The sequence below is a fragment of the Acinetobacter terrestris genome, assembly GCF_004331155.1.
In the GTDB taxonomy this organism is placed as follows: domain Bacteria; phylum Pseudomonadota; class Gammaproteobacteria; order Pseudomonadales; family Moraxellaceae; genus Acinetobacter; species Acinetobacter terrestris.
Window position 1 is genome coordinate 1 of the sequence record NZ_SJNZ01000039.1, and the last position, 16,334, is coordinate 16,334.

General features: G+C 41.2%; 14 protein-coding genes and 1 pseudogene. 7 read left to right on the forward strand and 8 right to left on the reverse strand.

Features of this window, described 5'->3' with window-relative positions; genetic code table 11:
• The 4 genes and pseudogenes from E0H81_RS15110 to E0H81_RS15125 form a co-directional block, all read left to right on the forward strand.
• Positions 1 to 181, forward strand: a pseudogene (locus tag E0H81_RS15110) (IS982 family transposase); the annotation flags it as partial.
• A gap of 255 nt (positions 182 to 436) precedes the next feature.
• Entirely contained in the window at positions 437 to 2,425 is a 1,989-nt protein-coding gene (tkt, locus tag E0H81_RS15115) for a transketolase (protein ID WP_131320060.1), read from the forward strand.
• Between the two features lie 163 nt (positions 2,426 to 2,588).
• Complete coding sequence (locus E0H81_RS15120; protein WP_067724440.1) at positions 2,589 to 2,804, forward strand: hypothetical protein; 216 nt, start codon at positions 2,589 to 2,591, stop codon at positions 2,802 to 2,804.
• Between the two features lie 434 nt (positions 2,805 to 3,238).
• Complete coding sequence (locus E0H81_RS15125) at positions 3,239 to 3,823, forward strand: YceI family protein (protein ID WP_131320062.1); 585 nt, start codon at positions 3,239 to 3,241, stop codon at positions 3,821 to 3,823.
• Positions 3,824 to 3,878: 55 nt separating this feature from the next.
• Here E0H81_RS15125 and E0H81_RS15130 read toward each other — a convergent pair whose 3' ends face one another.
• The 3 genes from E0H81_RS15130 to exaC all read right to left on the reverse strand — a co-directional run bounded on the left by E0H81_RS15130 (position 3,879) and on the right by exaC (position 6,944).
• Positions 3,879 to 4,505: a LysE family transporter gene (locus E0H81_RS15130; protein ID WP_244926555.1), complete on the reverse strand. Its 627-nt coding sequence runs from the start codon at positions 4,503 to 4,505 to the stop codon at positions 3,879 to 3,881.
• Positions 4,506 to 4,563: 58 nt separating this feature from the next.
• Positions 4,564 to 5,283 (reverse strand): glutamine amidotransferase, encoded by a 720-nt coding sequence (locus tag E0H81_RS15135; RefSeq protein WP_131320064.1) that lies wholly within the window; start codon positions 5,281 to 5,283, stop codon positions 4,564 to 4,566.
• Positions 5,284 to 5,432: 149 nt separating this feature from the next.
• Positions 5,433 to 6,944 (reverse strand): acetaldehyde dehydrogenase ExaC, encoded by a 1,512-nt coding sequence (exaC, locus tag E0H81_RS15140; RefSeq protein ID WP_131320066.1) that lies wholly within the window; start codon positions 6,942 to 6,944, stop codon positions 5,433 to 5,435.
• Positions 6,945 to 7,146: 202 nt separating this feature from the next.
• Here exaC and E0H81_RS15145 point away from each other — a divergent pair, with 202 nt between their 5' ends.
• The gene (locus E0H81_RS15145; RefSeq protein ID WP_131320068.1) at positions 7,147 to 8,328 is read left to right on the forward strand and encodes a helix-turn-helix domain-containing protein; all 1,182 of its coding nucleotides are present in this window, start codon (positions 7,147 to 7,149) and stop codon (positions 8,326 to 8,328) included.
• 22 nt (positions 8,329 to 8,350) lie between these two features.
• Here E0H81_RS15145 and E0H81_RS15150 read toward each other — a convergent pair whose 3' ends face one another.
• Together E0H81_RS15150 and mdh are read right to left on the reverse strand one after the other, a co-directional pair.
• Positions 8,351 to 9,319 carry an alpha/beta hydrolase gene (locus E0H81_RS15150; protein WP_131320070.1) on the reverse strand — a complete coding sequence of 323 codons (969 nt, stop codon included), beginning with the start codon at positions 9,317 to 9,319 and terminating at the stop codon, positions 8,351 to 8,353.
• Between the two features lie 184 nt (positions 9,320 to 9,503).
• Complete coding sequence (gene mdh, locus E0H81_RS15155) at positions 9,504 to 10,676, reverse strand: iron-dependent methanol dehydrogenase (protein ID WP_131320072.1); 1,173 nt, start codon at positions 10,674 to 10,676, stop codon at positions 9,504 to 9,506.
• A 531-nt stretch (positions 10,677 to 11,207) separates the two neighbouring features.
• On the opposite strand from mdh, the gene E0H81_RS15160 reads away from it, so the two are divergent.
• Positions 11,208 to 11,492, forward strand: a complete 285-nt coding sequence (locus E0H81_RS15160; RefSeq protein ID WP_131320074.1) for a hypothetical protein — start codon at positions 11,208 to 11,210, stop codon at positions 11,490 to 11,492.
• Between the two features lie 115 nt (positions 11,493 to 11,607).
• On the opposite strand, the gene E0H81_RS15165 is transcribed toward E0H81_RS15160, so the two are convergent.
• The 3 genes from E0H81_RS15165 to E0H81_RS15175 all read right to left on the reverse strand — a co-directional run bounded on the left by E0H81_RS15165 (position 11,608) and on the right by E0H81_RS15175 (position 15,828).
• Complete coding sequence (locus E0H81_RS15165) at positions 11,608 to 13,707, reverse strand: TonB-dependent receptor plug domain-containing protein (protein WP_131320076.1); 2,100 nt, start codon at positions 13,705 to 13,707, stop codon at positions 11,608 to 11,610.
• A 534-nt stretch (positions 13,708 to 14,241) separates the two neighbouring features.
• Entirely contained in the window at positions 14,242 to 15,237 is a 996-nt protein-coding gene (locus E0H81_RS15170) for an ABC transporter substrate-binding protein (RefSeq protein WP_131320078.1), read from the reverse strand.
• 3 nt (positions 15,238 to 15,240) lie between these two features.
• Complete coding sequence (locus tag E0H81_RS15175; RefSeq protein ID WP_131320081.1) at positions 15,241 to 15,828, reverse strand: ANTAR domain-containing response regulator; 588 nt, start codon at positions 15,826 to 15,828, stop codon at positions 15,241 to 15,243.
• A gap of 341 nt (positions 15,829 to 16,169) precedes the next feature.
• On the opposite strand from E0H81_RS15175, the gene E0H81_RS15180 reads away from it, so the two are divergent.
• Positions 16,170 to 16,334: transposase (locus tag E0H81_RS15180; RefSeq protein WP_131320083.1), on the forward strand; the 165-nt coding region annotated here is incomplete at its 3' end.

Here is a 16,334-nt window from a genome sequence, read left to right on the forward strand (position 1 = left end):
CTTAAAACAGCGTAATAAGATAGAAACGTTATTCAGTTTACTGAAAGGACAATACAATTTAGTGACGAGTAGAGCACGTAGTATGCATGGATTTCTTAGTGGTATTTATGCATCGTTATGTGCATATCAATTATGTCATCAGAATAAGCCAACAATTCAAATTATGGAATCGTTGGCTTAAACAGGATTCGGGTTATCGTTAAAATATTATTTATGAGTTTTAAATTAAATAGATCACTGCTTTTACTTAGCCGTTAAATACTTAAAAGCGATGTGAAATTGAACGCTGCCTGCATTTAAATATGTCTAGTCACGAATAAATAGTGAAATGTTGACTATTAGGCTTTACCCCTTGCTGTTTTTTTAAGACAATATAGCCAGCTTTGAATTTTCCTATTCATCATCTTCTTTAAACGATTTAGTTGGACTCTGACCTATGACAACCCCGCTTAATGAACGTCGTATTGCAAACGCAATTCGTGTATTGGCAATGGATGCTGTGCAAAAAGCAAATTCAGGACATCCAGGTGCTCCAATGGGGATGGCAGATATCGCTGATGTAGTATGGCGCGAATTTTTAAATCATAACCCAACAAATCCACAATGGGCCAACCGTGACCGTTTTGTATTGTCGAACGGCCATGGCTCAATGCTTCAATATGCATTATTACATTTAACTGGTTATGAGCTTTCAATTGCGGATCTTCAACAATTCCGTCAATTGCATTCTAAAACGCCAGGTCACCCTGAATTGGGTTATGCACCAGGAATTGAAACTACGACTGGTCCACTTGGTCAGGGTATTGCCAATGCAGTTGGTTTTGCTTTGGCAGAAAAAACCTTAGCGGCTCAATTCAACAAAGACGACATTAAAGTGGTTGACCATTTCACTTACTGTTTCTTAGGTGATGGCTGTCTAATGGAAGGTGTTTCACACGAAGCATGTTCATTGGCTGGTACTTTAGGTCTAGGCAAACTCATTGCTTACTATGATGACAACGGCATTTCAATTGATGGTGAAGTTGAAGGCTGGTTCTCTGACGATACAGAACAACGTTTCCATGCTTATGGCTGGCAAGTGATTAAAGTTGATGGTCATGATGCTGATGCGATTCGTCAGGCAACTGTAGATGCAAAAGCTGAAACTGCTAAACCAACATTAATCATGTGTAAAACAGTGATTGGTTTAGGTTCACCAAACAAACAGGGTAAAGAAGATTGCCACGGTGCGCCGTTAGGTAATGACGAAATTGCTTTAACCCGTGAAGCCTTAGGCTGGAAAGAAGAAGCATTTGTTATTCCTGCAGACGTATATGCTGCTTGGGATGCAAAAGACAAAGGGTCTAAATCTGAAGCTGCCTGGAATGAAGTATTTGCTGCCTATGCTGCTAAATACCCAACTGAAGCTGCTGAGCTTAAACGTCGTATCTCAGGTGATTTACCTGCTGACTTCGTTGCAAATGCAGATGCTTATATTGCTGAAGTGAATGCAAAAGGCGAAACAGTTGCAACACGTAAAGCGAGCCAAGCAGCAATTCAGGCTTTTGCTCCACAACTTCCAGAAATTTTAGGTGGCTCTGCGGACCTTGCAGGTTCTAACCTAACACTTTGGAAAGGTGCACAAGGCATTCAGGACAATCCAGCGGGTAACTACGTACACTATGGCGTACGTGAGTTCGGTATGACTGCCATTGCCAATGGTGTTGCACTTCATGGCGGTTTTATTCCTTACGTAGCAACCTTCCTGATGTTCATGGAATATGCACGTAATGCAGTACGTATGTCTGCAATCATGAAACAACGTGTGATTCATGTGTATACCCATGATTCAATTGGCCTGGGTGAAGATGGTCCTACACATCAACCGGTAGAACAAATTGCCTCTTTACGTGGTACACCAAACCTAAACACTTGGCGTCCATGTGACACCGTTGAAGCTGCAATTTCTTGGAAATCTGCACTTTTACGTGCTGAAGGTCCAACTGCGTTAATTTTCTCTCGTCAAAACTTGCCATTCCAGGCGCGTACGGATGCTCAAATTGCTGATGTTGCCAAAGGTGCTTATGTATTGGCTGAAGAAAAAGGCGAATTAAAAGCAATCATCATTGCAACAGGTTCTGAAGTATCTCTTGCGATGGAAGCGTATGCACAACTTGAAGGTGTGCGTGTTGTTTCTATGCCATGTGCTGAAGAATTCGTTAAGCAAGATGCGGCTTACCGTGAAGCGGTTCTTCCATCTCACATCCGTGCACGTGTAGCTGTTGAAGCTGCACATGTGGATTACTGGTGGAAATTTGTAGGTCTTGACGGTCGTGTGATCGGTATGACCACTTATGGTGAATCTGCTCCTGCGAAAGACTTATACCAACACTTCGGCATTACAACTGATGCTGTCGTTGCTGCAGTGAAAGAAATTACTGCTTAATTTTAAAAGATTAAATCAGTGAAAACGCCCCATATGGGGCGTTTTTATTTTAATGAATTTTTAACGATATTCTTCTAGCAGTTTTTACGAATAAGTATATAGTGATGCCATTCATTGAGTATTCATTTTGAGATGGCATTTATTCAGCATAAGTGAGGAAAATATGAGCCTTTATAACCAAATTAGTGATGAAATCACTTTAATGGAACCCGGCGAGCAAAAGTGGATCGGTCAGGATCTCCCCCTGGAAAGCATGATGGCCGTAGTATTGATGCTGAAAGAGCTGGACGAAGAAAAAGTGATTAAAGTGCGTCGCCAAAATCGTGAAAAGCACACAGGCTTAAAACAAGTCGATCGTGTTCTGGTTGAAAAGTTGTAGAAGATGATTCATCTTTAAAAGCCCCTATATGGGGCTTTAATTATTTTAGCCCTATATTCATCATCTCTCATATTTTTTAAATTGTTTACCCGTTTAACTTTAAAAATAGATTAAGTCAGTCAATTGTCAGCAGGGCGGCCATGAACCACTTTCAATATAAAGCCCTCTAAACTGTGTATTTTTTGTATTAAATGATTCGAAAATTATTAAAAGGATCATGTAAATCAGGCATGGGAATAGAATCATAAAATTGAATTAAAAACATTTATTTAATTTTATCAATAAATTAAAACTAATTTATTTATATGTATATTAGGTTTATCCGCAAAGCCGAATGATTGTTCTATTCTTGAAACATATCGTTTTATCTATACCAGTGAATTAAGATAAGAAACCTATAGACTAACAACCATTCCAAAGCGAGATAACAACACATGAATTTTAAAGCAATAACTTTAGGTTTGGCAGTTGCCTCAGTTGCAACTTTATCGTTGGCAAAACCTGTGGCTTACCAAATTGATCCAGGACATTCAGCAACCGTTTTCTCATGGAGCCACTTTGGTTTCTCTACACCATCTGCGAACTTTTCTGACATTCAAGGTACGATTAACGTCGATAATGAAAAGCCAGCAAACTCATCGGTAAATGTTAACATTCCAGTTGCAAGCATCAATACCAATGTAAAGGCATTGGATGATCATATTAAAGGTGCAGAATTCTTCGATGCTGCAAAATATCCGAACATCACCTTTAAAAGTACCAAGGTTCAGGCCTTAGGCAAAAATAAATACAAAATCACAGGTGATTTAACTGTGAAAGGTGTAACTAAACCGGTTGTTTTAGATGCGGTATTAAATAAACAAGCCGTTCATCCAATGACCAAACTGCAAACTGTTGGTTTCAATGCGACCACGTCATTTAACCGTTCAGCATTTAATGTTGGTGCATATGTTCCAAATGTAGGCGATAAAATTACCGTAAACATTACCACTGAAGCGTCGATTCCTGCGAAAAAATAAGCCTAAAACGCTCTAAAATAAAAAAGCACCATTTATGGTGCTTTTTTATTTAATTTTAATTGCGATTCAGAATGAGATAACAACCAAAACTGATAAAAATGCCACCAGTTAGTCCATCTATCCAGTTGCTGAAGCGTTGATAATAGGCATTCATTTTTTGCCATGAAAATAAATAAGCCACTAAAGCAAACCAGACTAAACTTTCAATCCAGATGAGAAAAAGTAACGAGCTTTGTGTGCTTAATGGAGCATCGGTATTGATGGCTAGGGCAAAAACACTACTGAAATAGACCAGTGCTTTCGGGTTGGCCATATTGGTCAAGAAGCCTTGCGAGAGCAGAGTCAATCTTGATTTAGACGGTGACGCGTGTGCAGGTGACACTGAATCTTGCGGTTTGCTAAAAGCCGATTTAAACAGCTGGATACCGAGATAAAAAAGGTATATTCCACATAAAATCGTTAATACCTGTTGCAGCCATGCCATCTTTTGAAAAAGGTAATGCAGACCACTGATTGCACAAATGGACCAGACTAAAATACTTAATGAAATACCTAAAGCCGCAAACAGGGCATGCGATCTGGACTGGCGAATTGCACTTTGAGTGACGAAGAAAAAATCTGGACCCGGACTGATCAATGCAAAGAAGTGAATTAGCGCAATACTGATTAAAGGTGTCATCATCAGAAACTTATATAAATGAATGACACCCTTATAAATGAATTAGATCATAAATTAAAGTTTATTTATTCATCACTTGCTTCATATAGTTTCGTAAAATTTCTGTAGCAACGGTTTCTAAGGACGTAGCATATTTTTCATTGTCAGCACGTAAAGAAGGAATATTAATCTCAGCTTTACGAAGTTCACAGGTATGGCCAATGAGCCATTTCTCCAAGCTCTCTGCTGCAACTTCAAGATGGAATTGCAGAGCCAGAATATTTTTGCCAACTGAAAAAGCCTGGTTGGTATAAACATTAGAGCTTGCCAATAATTCAGCCTGTTCAGGCAAATCAAAAGTATCGCCATGCCAGTGTAATACCGAGGTATCAGTTAAAGGGGTAAGCGGGTTATTTTCAGCATTTGAAAGACTGAGTTTGCTCCAGCCGATTTCTTTTTGATGACCTGCATAGACTTTCGCACCCAAAGCATGCGCAATCAGTTGAGCGCCTAAACAAATGCCAAGGGTAGGTAAGTTTTCTTCTAAACGAACTTTTAGTAAGTCAATTTCTTGTTGTAAGAAAGGATAGTCAGCCGTTTCATAAACACCAATCGGTCCGCCTAAAATAATGGTCAAACCTTTATGCTGAAATGCTTTGCTTAGGTCATCTACACCGGCTTCAAAATAACGGACCCGAAAGCCGAGTTGATAAAAGACATCTTCCATTACACCCAAGTCTTCAAAGGCAAGATGTTGAATGGCGTAAATCGTGTCTGGAAAATCTGGAGAGATTGTAGTCATACTGTTTTTCAAGATATTGGGAATAAGAGAAATTTAGCCCGAATTTGAAGAAAAATGAAGGTTTCGAGTGAAATGATTTGGTTAATGATCTGCAATAATAAAAAAAGCGAACCGAAGTTCGCTTATTTATGATTTATACAGATAGGTTTTTAGAAGAAGCCCATTGGTTTGGTTGCATAGCTTACCAGCAGGTTTTTGGTTTGCTGGTAATGATCAAGCATCATCTTGTGGTTTTCACGTCCAATGCCCGATTTTTTATAACCACCGAATGCCGCATGAGCAGGGTAGATGTGATAACAGTTGGTCCATACTCGACCGGCCTGAATGGCACGACCGGCACGGTAAGAGGTGTGTGCTGAACGAGACCAGACGCCTGCACCTAAACCATAAATGGTATCGTTGGCAATTTTGATTGCATCATCAAAGTCTTTAAAGGTAGCAACCGCAAGTACAGGTCCAAAAATTTCTTCCTGGAAAGTTCTCATGTCATTGGTGCCTTTGAAAATGGTCGGTTCAATGTAGAAACCTTGTCCCACTTCATGGCGTTCACCACCACCTGTCAATATTTCAGCACCCTCGGCACGACCTGTTGCGATACAGCCCAAGATTTTATCCTGCTGTTCTTGAGAGGCTTGTGCACCAATCATGGTGTCTGTGTCGAGTGGATGACCGGTCTTAATTCGTTTCACACGCTCAACGGCTTTTTCCAGAAATTGATCAGCAATGCTTTCTTGAACCAATGCACGAGAAGGACAGGTACAGATTTCCCCCTGATTAAGGGCAAACATCACAAAACCTTCTAATGCTTTATCTAAAAAGTCATCATCTTCAGCCATGACATCTTCAAAGAATAGGTTTGGTGATTTGCCACCCAGTTCAAGGGTGACCGGAATAATGTTCTCGGTCGCATATTGCATAATTTGCTGACCAACCGCCGTTGAACCGGTAAATGCAATTTTGGCGATCCGTGGATTGGTCGCAAGTGGACGACCTACTTCTACACCATAACCATTGACAATGTTTAATACACCTTCAGGCAGCAGGTCTTGGATCAGTTCAACCAGAACCAGAATACTGGCAGGAGTTTGTTCTGCCGGTTTCAGCACAATACAGTTACCTGCAGCCAATGCCGGTGCCAGTTTCCAGGTTGCCATTAAAATAGGGAAGTTCCAGGGAATAATTTGCCCGACCACGCCTAAAGGCTCGTGGAAATGATAGGCAATGGTATCTTCATCAATTTCTGAAATGCCGCCTTCCTGCGCACGGATACAGCCAGCAAAGTAGCGGAAATGGTCAATCGCCAAAGGAATATCGGCAGCCAAGGTTTCACGGATCGGTTTACCGTTATCCCAAGTCTCAGCGACAGCCAAAAGCTCTAAATTGGCTTCTAAACGGTCTGCAATTTTTAACAGCATATTGGAACGGGTGGTAGGAGAGGATTTGTTCCATTGTTCTTTGGCTTTATGTGCTGCATCGAGTGCCAGCTCAATATCTTCAACACTCGAGCGTGGAATCTTGGTGAATGCCTTACCATCGACAGGAGAAATATTGTCAAAGTATTCACCTTTTGTGGGTGCTACCCATTGTCCACCAATGAAGTTTTCATATTGGGCTTTAAACTGAACTTTTGAACCAGGTTGATTAGGATCGACGTAACGCATATGAATTTTCCTTTGCTTATTTTAGTGTTTTAACCGTATCTACAGCTTTGGTATAAGGTACTTTTGTACAATATTTGATTAGCATACAGGGAATAAGGTTGGAGAAAGGTTGGAGACAAGAAGGTTTACAATCTTTTCAATCGGCTTTAAAAGAATAGCGATTACAGCGGATGTAAATCATGAATTGTTGTGAGAATAAGGAATGATGACAAAGCAAAATTTGACGAAAAAAAGACAGGAAATTGAGAAGTTTAGGCAAAGTAGCAGTCTTTCTCCCTTGCATGCAGAACAGTTGGGACAAAGCATTGTCAGTTCTTGGCAACGTTCAACATCGGCCGAAATTCCTAAAGATCGTGCAGCTGCGCCCTTGGTTCACTTACAAAAAGAAACTTACCCCACGGCTTTGGAACATGCCTTGCAGCATTGTGCACAAGATTTAAAGCATATTGCCGAGCAATCTTCGATGGTGCTGGCGGTCGGCGATATTGGCAGTACCATCATCTGGACAGCATCAAGTCCGCAAATGCAAAGTGCAGCAGAGAGTGTGCATTTTATCGAAGGCGGGCAATGGCGCGAGGAACTGGTCGGCACTAATGCTCTGGCTTTGTCATTGAAGACGCAACAATCGAGTTGTGTGTTTTCCAATGAACATTACATGTCCTCTATTCATGATTGGGTCTGTTATGCCGCCCCGATTATTGATCCTTATTCGAAACAGGTTCTCGGGGTGATTGACCTGTCGACCACATGGCAAAAACACAATAGTCTGGGTTTGCTGGCGGCTGAGCGTTGTGCTTCGATTATTCAATCTGCATTACTTGAATATCAAAAACAGCGATTGTTTATTCGGGCTTTTTCCGTGCCGCAAGTCATGTTCAATGGCAAAGTTCTGGTGCTTACGCCACGTCAAATCGAAATTTTGACCATTCTGGCACTGTGTCCTCAAGGCTTAAGTCTGGACAGTTTACATCAGGCTGTATATGGCGAGCGAAAAGTCAGTATCGGGACTTTAAAAGCGGAAATGTCACAATTACGCGATATTTTAGGTGGCATGCTGGGGTCTAGACCCTATCGTTTATTGGCGCATGTCGAGGCTGATTTTCTACTGACCGAGCAATCCTTAGATGCCGGCTATATCGATTCGGCCTTAAAATTGTGTACGGGTGTTTTTCTGGCAAAAACTGAAAGTCCATTTTTATGTGCCTGGCGTGATTGTCTGGAATCACGTTTAAGTGACGCCATTTTTAAAGCCAATGAGACCGATGTTTTGCTTAAGCACGTGGCGCGTTTTCCTGAAGCGATTGATGCCGTGGAGCGTTTAATTGAACTCATGCCCAAAACCCATCCCGTGCATCAAACCTTGCTTAAATATAAAGATGTCTAAGCTCTAGAACAGAAAATTTATTTTACAGACCTTTTGATTCTAACCATTGGAACAGTTGCTGATAGACCTGATCGCGCACCGATTTTTCAGACAGAACCAGATCATGCAGTCCACCTTTTATTTTACTGATAGTGACATCACCTTTCATTTTCCGGGCATATTTATCAATATGTTTGACATCTAAAATCACATCACTGCTTTGAGCATGTTTATGCCATTTTTTTGGGTTTTTGGTTTGATCTGAATGCATCACTAAGGCAGGGACGTTTAAGGTCACACCTTGATGAATTTCCTTTTGTGCTTCAAAAATTGCCCGTATAAAACTCAAGCGAACCAGCGGATAAGTGGTTTTTTTCCATTCAAGATTAAAGTTCCATTCTCCTTTTAAGCTTTTGTGCAAACTGGTCACATACCATTTATTCAGTTCACTGGGAAACTCCAGATCTGGACAAATCTTGCCGACACGACTTAAATTGGGCAGACCGAGTTTTTTCTTGATCGGATTCATGTTGAAGTCATAAAACGGGCTATTGACCCAGAGTGCCTTAATTAAAGGATGATCCGGATGATGTGCTGTATATAAAGTCGTGGTCAAACCGCCAGTCGAATGACCGCACAACAGAACGGCATCATGACCTTCTGCACCCATAATCTCTAAAGCTTGGGTAATTTCGGCATCGTATTCAGCCATTTCACGTACGTTATAATATTTTTGATGGGGAAGGTGGGAACGTCCGTATTTACGTAAGTCGAGTGCATAAAAGTCAAAACCATGCTGGTTGAACTGTTCTGCCATTTCGGTTTGAAAAAAATAATCGATAAAACCATGAATATATAAAACGGCTTTGCGGGTTGCGTGCTCGGCTTTTTTACGCACCAGTGTTGCTGTAACTTGACCTTCATAATCATCGGGGAAATCCAGGGTGGCTTGTTCATAGCCTGAACCTAAAACATCAAGTTGATAAAGCGGTTCAATAGTCTGTTCTGTCATTGTTGTGCTCATTTGGAATTATCAATTTTCTTTTATCCTTCATGATGAGCAGCTATTTGTCAAATTGCTTTAAGGTCAAAAATAAAAAAAGGCAATCTAAGTTTTCCAGCTCCTTAAGAACATGGAATTTAGATTGCCAAAAATGTAAGTCAAATATTTGGGGGAGAAGACTTACATTGAGGATTTACATTGCCGCTTTGAATATATCAACCACTTGTGCATGCGTGGCTTTACGTGGATTGGTCAGCATGCAGGCATCTTTTTGCGCATTTTCTGCCATGATGGCTAAGTCTGCTTCTTTCACACCCAGTTCATTTAAGCCAGATGGAATGCCAATCGCTGCTGAAAGCTGGCGAATCGCCTGAATGGCTTCATCTGCAGCTTCATTCACAGTCAAACCGTCAATATTGACACCCATGAGTTGGGCAATTTTGGCATAACGGTCAGGGCAGGCAATCAGGTTAAATTCACACACGTGTGGCAGTAATACTGCATTGCATACGCCGTGTGGCAAGTTATAGAAACCGCCGAGTTGATGTGCCATGGCATGTACATAACCTAAAGAGGCGTTGTTAAAAGCCATACCGGCAAGGTACTGTGCATAGCTCATCGCATCACGTGCTTCCAGATTTTCACCATTGGCAACCGCAGGGCTGAGCCATTCGCTAATCATGCTAATGGCTTTTTCTGCACAGGCATCGGTAATTGGATTAGCTGCGGTAGAAACATAAGCTTCTACTGCATGGGTTAATGCATCCATACCGGTTGCTGCGGTTAAACTTGCTGGTTTGGCAACCATCAGTTTAGGATCATCAATGGCAATTAGTGGAGTACAGCGCCAGTCGACAATTGCCATTTTTACATGCGTGTCGGTATTGGTGATAATACAGAAGCGGGTCATTTCAGAAGCCGTACCTGCCGTGGTGTTGATGGCAATCAGCGGTGTCATCGGTGCGGTACTTTTATCAATGCCTTCGTAGTCGCGAATATGACCACCGCCAGCGGTGACCAAACCAATGCCTTTGGCACAGTCATGCGATGAACCACCGCCTAAAGAGACGATGAAATCACAGCCATTTTCATTATAGGCTTGCACGCCGTTATGCACGTTAATATCGGTTGGATTGGGTTCTGCACCCGGGAAAATATGGCAGTCAACACCCGCCTCTTTTAAATAAGCTGCAATGTTATCTGCGACACCAAATTTGAACAGACCTGCATCAGTCACAATCAGTGCTTTTTTAGCACCTAAATTTTGTGCTTTGGTACCAATTTCCTTGGCACAGCCTGGACCAAAAAGAGAAACACAGGGAATATAAAAACCGTTTGTTTGATCTGCAATATTTTTAAAAGCCATGGTGCGATTCCTTCTACCATTGGTATGTTGTTATCGGTGACCCTCACCGTGAATTAAGTATCAAAGGAACAGGGAGAAAATCCTACCTACCAAACACCTACCATTTTAAGTTGTTGAATTTTTATTAAATTATTCATGCCAGGTTATTCAATCGGGACTTAAAGAATTCAATGTTTAGCGCAAATGTATGGGATTAATCAGGAGGGTGCGAGAAGAACGGTCATGGCCAAAAAGATCTAAATCAGGTTTAGGCGAGATTTCTGAATGAATAGTGAGACAAGACATTGTTTTGATAAAAGTATAATTTGCTATTTGGTAAATAAATAAATTATATTATTTATTAAATGATCAATATTTTTGCAAATGAAGAATTTAAAAATAAGCATTTTTTTCAGGGGACGAAAGAATTTAAAAATTAATAAAAAGACAGTGTAGAAAATATTAAAAAAATTCTTGATCATATTGTTAAGAGTAAATTATAGTCAATTTATAAGATTTTTGTATTAAATTCCTAAGGATGGGGTAAGTTTAATGAAAGTCGGACATACAAATGATGCAACATTATTATTACATGCAATCCATAAAATTCTGCTTAAAGAATGGGATCCTTTAGGAATTCGCAGCATTCCTTCGATGTGTGATGAATACGAAGATTATTTGCCTAAAATTTTTAGCCTGATTTGTGATAATGCCGATGAATCAGAGATTTTTGAATATTTATGGCGGATTGAAAATAAAGTCATGGAAAAAAGAGGCAACAGACAACACACCTTAAGGATTGCGAGTTTGCTTAAAGAGTTACAAATGAAAAAATGAAGTCAAATTTTTAAGCATTCAGTAAAATTTTTTAAAATATAAATGATGGGCTACAATGCTATTGATGAGAAAACATTGATAAAAAAACCGGTGCATGAGCACCGGTTTTTTATGCCTAGAATTTCTTTTCCAGACTGATTAATACACTTGGAATCGCCTGATTGATCCGCGATTCATAAAGGCTGCCATCCGACTGCTTGGTTAAGCGCTCTTTATAATCGGTACTGAAAATATTGCGCGCATTCAGTGTTGTTGCCCAGCCATCATTGAAGCGTTTGGTCACGCTGATATCCATGTTGACGCGCTCATTGCTGGTACGGTCATAGGGCTGGTTGTCCAGGGCACGGGTAAATTCAGGCACGTAGTTCAGGTTGACACTGCTTGAAATGCGCCAAGGCTGATAGTTATAAGACAGACCTGTGCTTGCTGTATAAGGCGCAACATCACTGACCAGACGTTGTTGATGATTTTCATCTTCAACTTTTGCGCGCACAGTAGAAAGCTGTCCATTGAGCATCAATGAATGACCATTTTCAGTTTGCTTTAATGCATAACGGCCCGCAATTTCAACCCCATACGTGGTGGCATTGTCCTGGTTTTGTGGACGCTCGACAAAACGGGTGCCTTCCTGGCGAATGACTTTCTCGATGTAGTCATCAATTTCACGTTGGTACGCGGTGATATTGATACCGCCTGACGGGGTGTTATAGCCCAAAGTCGATTCAAACGCGGTAATTTTTTCAGGACGTAAATCAGGATTACCGCCACGATCAGGATTGTTCAGGCTACCGGCATCGCTATCGGTAGATACTGAAACTGTGGGCAATAAACGATCTGCTTTAGGGCTACGGAAAGCCTGACTCATATTGGTTTGCAAAGACCAGTGATCATCAAAGTCAAAACGATGTGCCAAGACTGGGCTTAAGTGACTGTCGCTATAATCGACTAAACCAGAGCGCTCGATCCATTCCTGACGGGCACCTAAAGTCACGGTTTGGCGATCGGTAAATTTCCAGCTGCCTTCAGCATATAATGCATAAAGCTGTTCATCTAAACTTTGGCTGACATTGCTGTCGAGTTCATTGGCACGAGCGTCTGCACCAAATTTAAGCTGGCGAGTTTCATTGAACTTGCGTACACCGTCATAAGCCACACCATATTCATTGACCGTTTCATCGGTATAGCTGTTGAATCGTGGTGATTGAGTCGACTCAGTCGATTCAGTTTCATTCTGCTGCTCGACAGAAAGACGAATCTTATCCGAATTACCTTTATCTTTACGTTCATAACGCGTGTTTAAACGGGTGCTGTCATTTTTATCATTTTGTACCTGGTCGCCACGAACGCCGTCACTTTCGTTATTGCGATAGAACAATTCCGCAACCAGTTTTTGCTGATCATCCAGTTGATATTCCACACGCGGTGAAAGCATTTGTGACTTGCGTTCAGTGACTCGTTTTTGTTCACGTGTTCCGCTGCTGTTTTGTGTCTGCGTAATAGAAGTGCTGTCATTCCACATCTGATTCGCTGACAGGCTGTATAGCCAAGCATTATCACGGCCATCAGCCTGAACACTGATATTTTTACGTTGTTCTTCTTTTTGATCCGATTTTGCCAAGCCATATCCTGCACGGATGGTTCCGCCTATGCGGGCATTATCTAACAGTTCTTTCAGAATAATATTAATGACTGCGGAAGATGCCACAGAGGCCTGAGCCACACTTGGCTGTTTGGTAATTTCAATCCGCTCAATCATGTCTGGGGTGATGCTGTCGACCACCGAAATGCCACCACGTGGCCCACCTTGAACCGCTTCGCCATTAATTAAAAATACCGGGGCACCGCCACCACGAAAACGCATACCTGAAGCACCGCCGCCACCGCGTGGACCACGTCCTGAAGTTGGCATTTGAAAACCTGCTGCACGGCGCAAGGCATCATTCACCGTCTGATCGCCAAATTGCAGCATTTCCTCACGCGTAACGATGGTTTTGGCAACCGCACTGATATCCGGATCTTTTGCAGTCGCTGGGGTCGCTTCGAATTTTAAAGTGGCGAGTGTTTGTACGGGTGCTGTTTGTACTGATGCTGTGTGTTCTGGGGCGCTGCCTGTTGTTGTATTTGTAATGGAATCCGCAGCCCAAGTTGGGGACATAAAAGTGAGCAAGGCACAACTTAATGCGCTTAGTTGCCAACGCGGTTGTATGCGCTTCATTATTCGATGTTCCAAATGTAATTTTGCGTAAGATAACGTAAAAATGTGGAGAAACTTTGTGGGAAATCACAGGAATAAAAATAAAGGATAAAAATCTGATCACAGGTATAAAATAATCAAAATGAAGGATTTAGCTCCCATAGGCTTATTTGAGTTATAGGACGGGAAGAGGATTGAATCTTAATCCTCCATGTTATGTCGCGATGAACAAATTCCCAAGATTTTAAAAATCTTTATAGACTCTTGAGTGCAGAAATAATTCCCGTCTGTAAATAAAGCTCTGCTCTTTTTTTGAGTGAACCTTTTTTGAATGAACCCTAGCACAGCCGCATAAATTGAAGAAGATTCTGATTGCCTTGCGTAAGTGATACCTTCCTTTCTACAGATGATGATGCTTCTCAAGCTAATATTTTGAATCCACAGCACTAAAAATTCTTTGTCGCATACCAAACAGGTGCGGAAGTTTAATTTCAGCGCAGCATACTGGGATGAAATTCTTGCCCATATTTTGTATGGGGGCGTAACATCAGAGGATCATGAAAAAGACAAGATACAGTTTTGGCTGATTTTCTCAATGAGGGCATCATTTAAGTTGATTTGATTATCCCATTTCAGCATTTGCTGAATCAGCCATTTAAAGTCTTCAATGTCTGGCTGAGATGATTCATCGACAAAATGACGAATAATATTTTGAATGGAATGGAATTTTTGTACGTGAATGCTGTCAGAACATTGAAATTGAATAATATTGAAGTCAATCAGCATCTGCCAAACTTCAGCATAATCCTCTAGATCTTTCAGTTCCTGTTGAGCTTTTTGAATGGCTTGGGTTAAGGCAAGATGGGTGTGGGGATGCTGTTCTGCCCAGTCAGCAGTGACCGCTAAAACCTTATCCGCCACTTGAGGAATAATATCCTGACTGGATGCCACAATCTGACTGATTCCCAATAGTTCAGCTTGGGTATTCCACGGTTCACCGACACAAAAACCGTCAATCACCTGATTGGCCAAAGCTTCAACCATATAGGGTGGAGGAAGGATCGCGAGCTTGATGTTCTGTGCAAGCTCACGGTCGGCTAGGGCGAGCCATTCTCTTAGACAATAATGATGAATTGATTGTTTAAACACATGTGCCAATTCAATCGGTTTTTGTTGTCGTATGGCCGAGACGATTTTTTCTGCTGATTGCTGTACCGTATCTTGGGAAGAAATATCCAGTTCAAAGCATAATTTTTGACTCAGACTGATAAAGGCACGGTTATGACTGAGAACCAAAGCCGTTTGCAGGGGAATTCCGAGTTGGTCTTCACCCAGCGCTGCTGCCGGTAGCATGGCAGACAGGCAATGTGCAGCATCCAAAAAGCCAAAAGCCAGCCGGTCTCTTAAACTTGCCCATGAGGCTTCCTTGACGAGGGTGATATCCAAACCAACTTCATCAAAAAAACTGCGCTGCTTGGCCCACAGAATGGCAACACAATCAAGCAAAGGAATATAGCCGATCTGGATTTGAGTTTTTTCTAAATCTGTCATGAGCTAGTCCTTCAATTGGTTTTGTAATAGTTGCTGGGCATCGAGTAAACGGCGTGCCATTTCCCCAATGGTGATGCGATGGCTCATGGCATTTTTGCGCAGTAATTGAAACGCCTGATCTTCAGTTAAAGCATGCAATTGCATCATCAGTACTTTGGCTTTTTCCACATCTTTACGGTCGGCCAGTTTATTTTTGGTATCTTCCAAGTCACCCAGTAATTTCTTATGTTTTTTGAACTGTTCAATCGAAATTTCTAAAATGCTTTCCAGTTTGGAAGGGTCAATTCCGTCGACGATATAAGCAGTTACACCGGCATCAATCGCACTTTTAATGGTGTCTTTGTGGCTATTTTTAGTGAACAGTACCGTAGGCAAATCGAACTGGCTGACACAGCTTTCAATAATGTCGCGATGTGGATGATCCATATCCAACAGAATCACGTCGGCATGCAATTGTTCTAAACGAAACATACTTAAATGGTCAATGGTGAGGCAGGCAACCACCTCGAAATTGTGCTCGATCAGGGAGGCTTTTATATAGGTCGCACGTTCTTGATCGTCATCAATCAGTGCAATTTTCAATTTTGGCATATCGGCTAAATATCACCAGGCAGAGCCTGAAAGAAAAATTATGCTAAATCCCAAGCAATAAAAATGCCAAAACCATTAAAACTGCAATAATTCAATAAAAATCAGGTATAAAACTTAACCGTGATCAGCTTGTGCACCGTATTAATGCAAAAATGCGCTACAAGAATGCACAACGCTATGCGATCTATTCAAGGTTAGTGTGGTTGAAAAGAACAAAGCGAGATCATGATTAAGCCCGAAAATGAAAAATTAATAATAAAAAATAGGGTCTGTTGACATTTACTGTATAAAAAATAGCGAGATAGTAAAATCAAATCGCCAAACCTAATTCTACTCTCGCTATGCCTCGTACAATGCTGAAGGATCAACACTGGTCTAAGTTACTTTCCATTTTCCGTCACTTTAATATTTATCTCAAATCAAATTTAAGAAATTTCATTGAAGCTATTTTATTTCGTATTAGAACTGGCTGCCCTTGGCGAGATCTACCTTTGCAATTTGGCAAA

Excerpts from the sequence above, each read along its gene's own strand:
- tkt (WP_131320060.1), top strand. The coding sequence starts at position 437 with ATGACAACCCCGCTTAATGAACGTCGTATTGCAAACGCAATTCGTGTA.
- E0H81_RS15120 (WP_067724440.1), top strand. The coding sequence starts at position 2,589 with ATGAGCCTTTATAACCAAATTAGTGATGAAATCACTTTAATGGAACCC.
- E0H81_RS15125 (WP_131320062.1), top strand. The coding sequence starts at position 3,239 with ATGAATTTTAAAGCAATAACTTTAGGTTTGGCAGTTGCCTCAGTTGCA.
- E0H81_RS15130 (WP_244926555.1), bottom strand. The coding sequence starts at position 4,505 with ATGATGACACCTTTAATCAGTATTGCGCTAATTCACTTCTTTGCATTG.
- E0H81_RS15135 (WP_131320064.1), bottom strand. The coding sequence starts at position 5,283 with ATGACTACAATCTCTCCAGATTTTCCAGACACGATTTACGCCATTCAA.
- exaC (WP_131320066.1), bottom strand. The coding sequence starts at position 6,944 with ATGCGTTACGTCGATCCTAATCAACCTGGTTCAAAAGTTCAGTTTAAA.
- E0H81_RS15145 (WP_131320068.1), top strand. The coding sequence starts at position 7,147 with ATGATGACAAAGCAAAATTTGACGAAAAAAAGACAGGAAATTGAGAAG.
- E0H81_RS15150 (WP_131320070.1), bottom strand. The coding sequence starts at position 9,319 with ATGACAGAACAGACTATTGAACCGCTTTATCAACTTGATGTTTTAGGT.
- mdh (WP_131320072.1), bottom strand. The coding sequence starts at position 10,676 with ATGGCTTTTAAAAATATTGCAGATCAAACAAACGGTTTTTATATTCCC.
- E0H81_RS15160 (WP_131320074.1), top strand. The coding sequence starts at position 11,208 with ATGAAAGTCGGACATACAAATGATGCAACATTATTATTACATGCAATC.
- E0H81_RS15165 (WP_131320076.1), bottom strand. The coding sequence starts at position 13,707 with ATGAAGCGCATACAACCGCGTTGGCAACTAAGCGCATTAAGTTGTGCC.
- E0H81_RS15170 (WP_131320078.1), bottom strand. The coding sequence starts at position 15,237 with ATGACAGATTTAGAAAAAACTCAAATCCAGATCGGCTATATTCCTTTG.
- E0H81_RS15175 (WP_131320081.1), bottom strand. The coding sequence starts at position 15,828 with ATGCCAAAATTGAAAATTGCACTGATTGATGACGATCAAGAACGTGCG.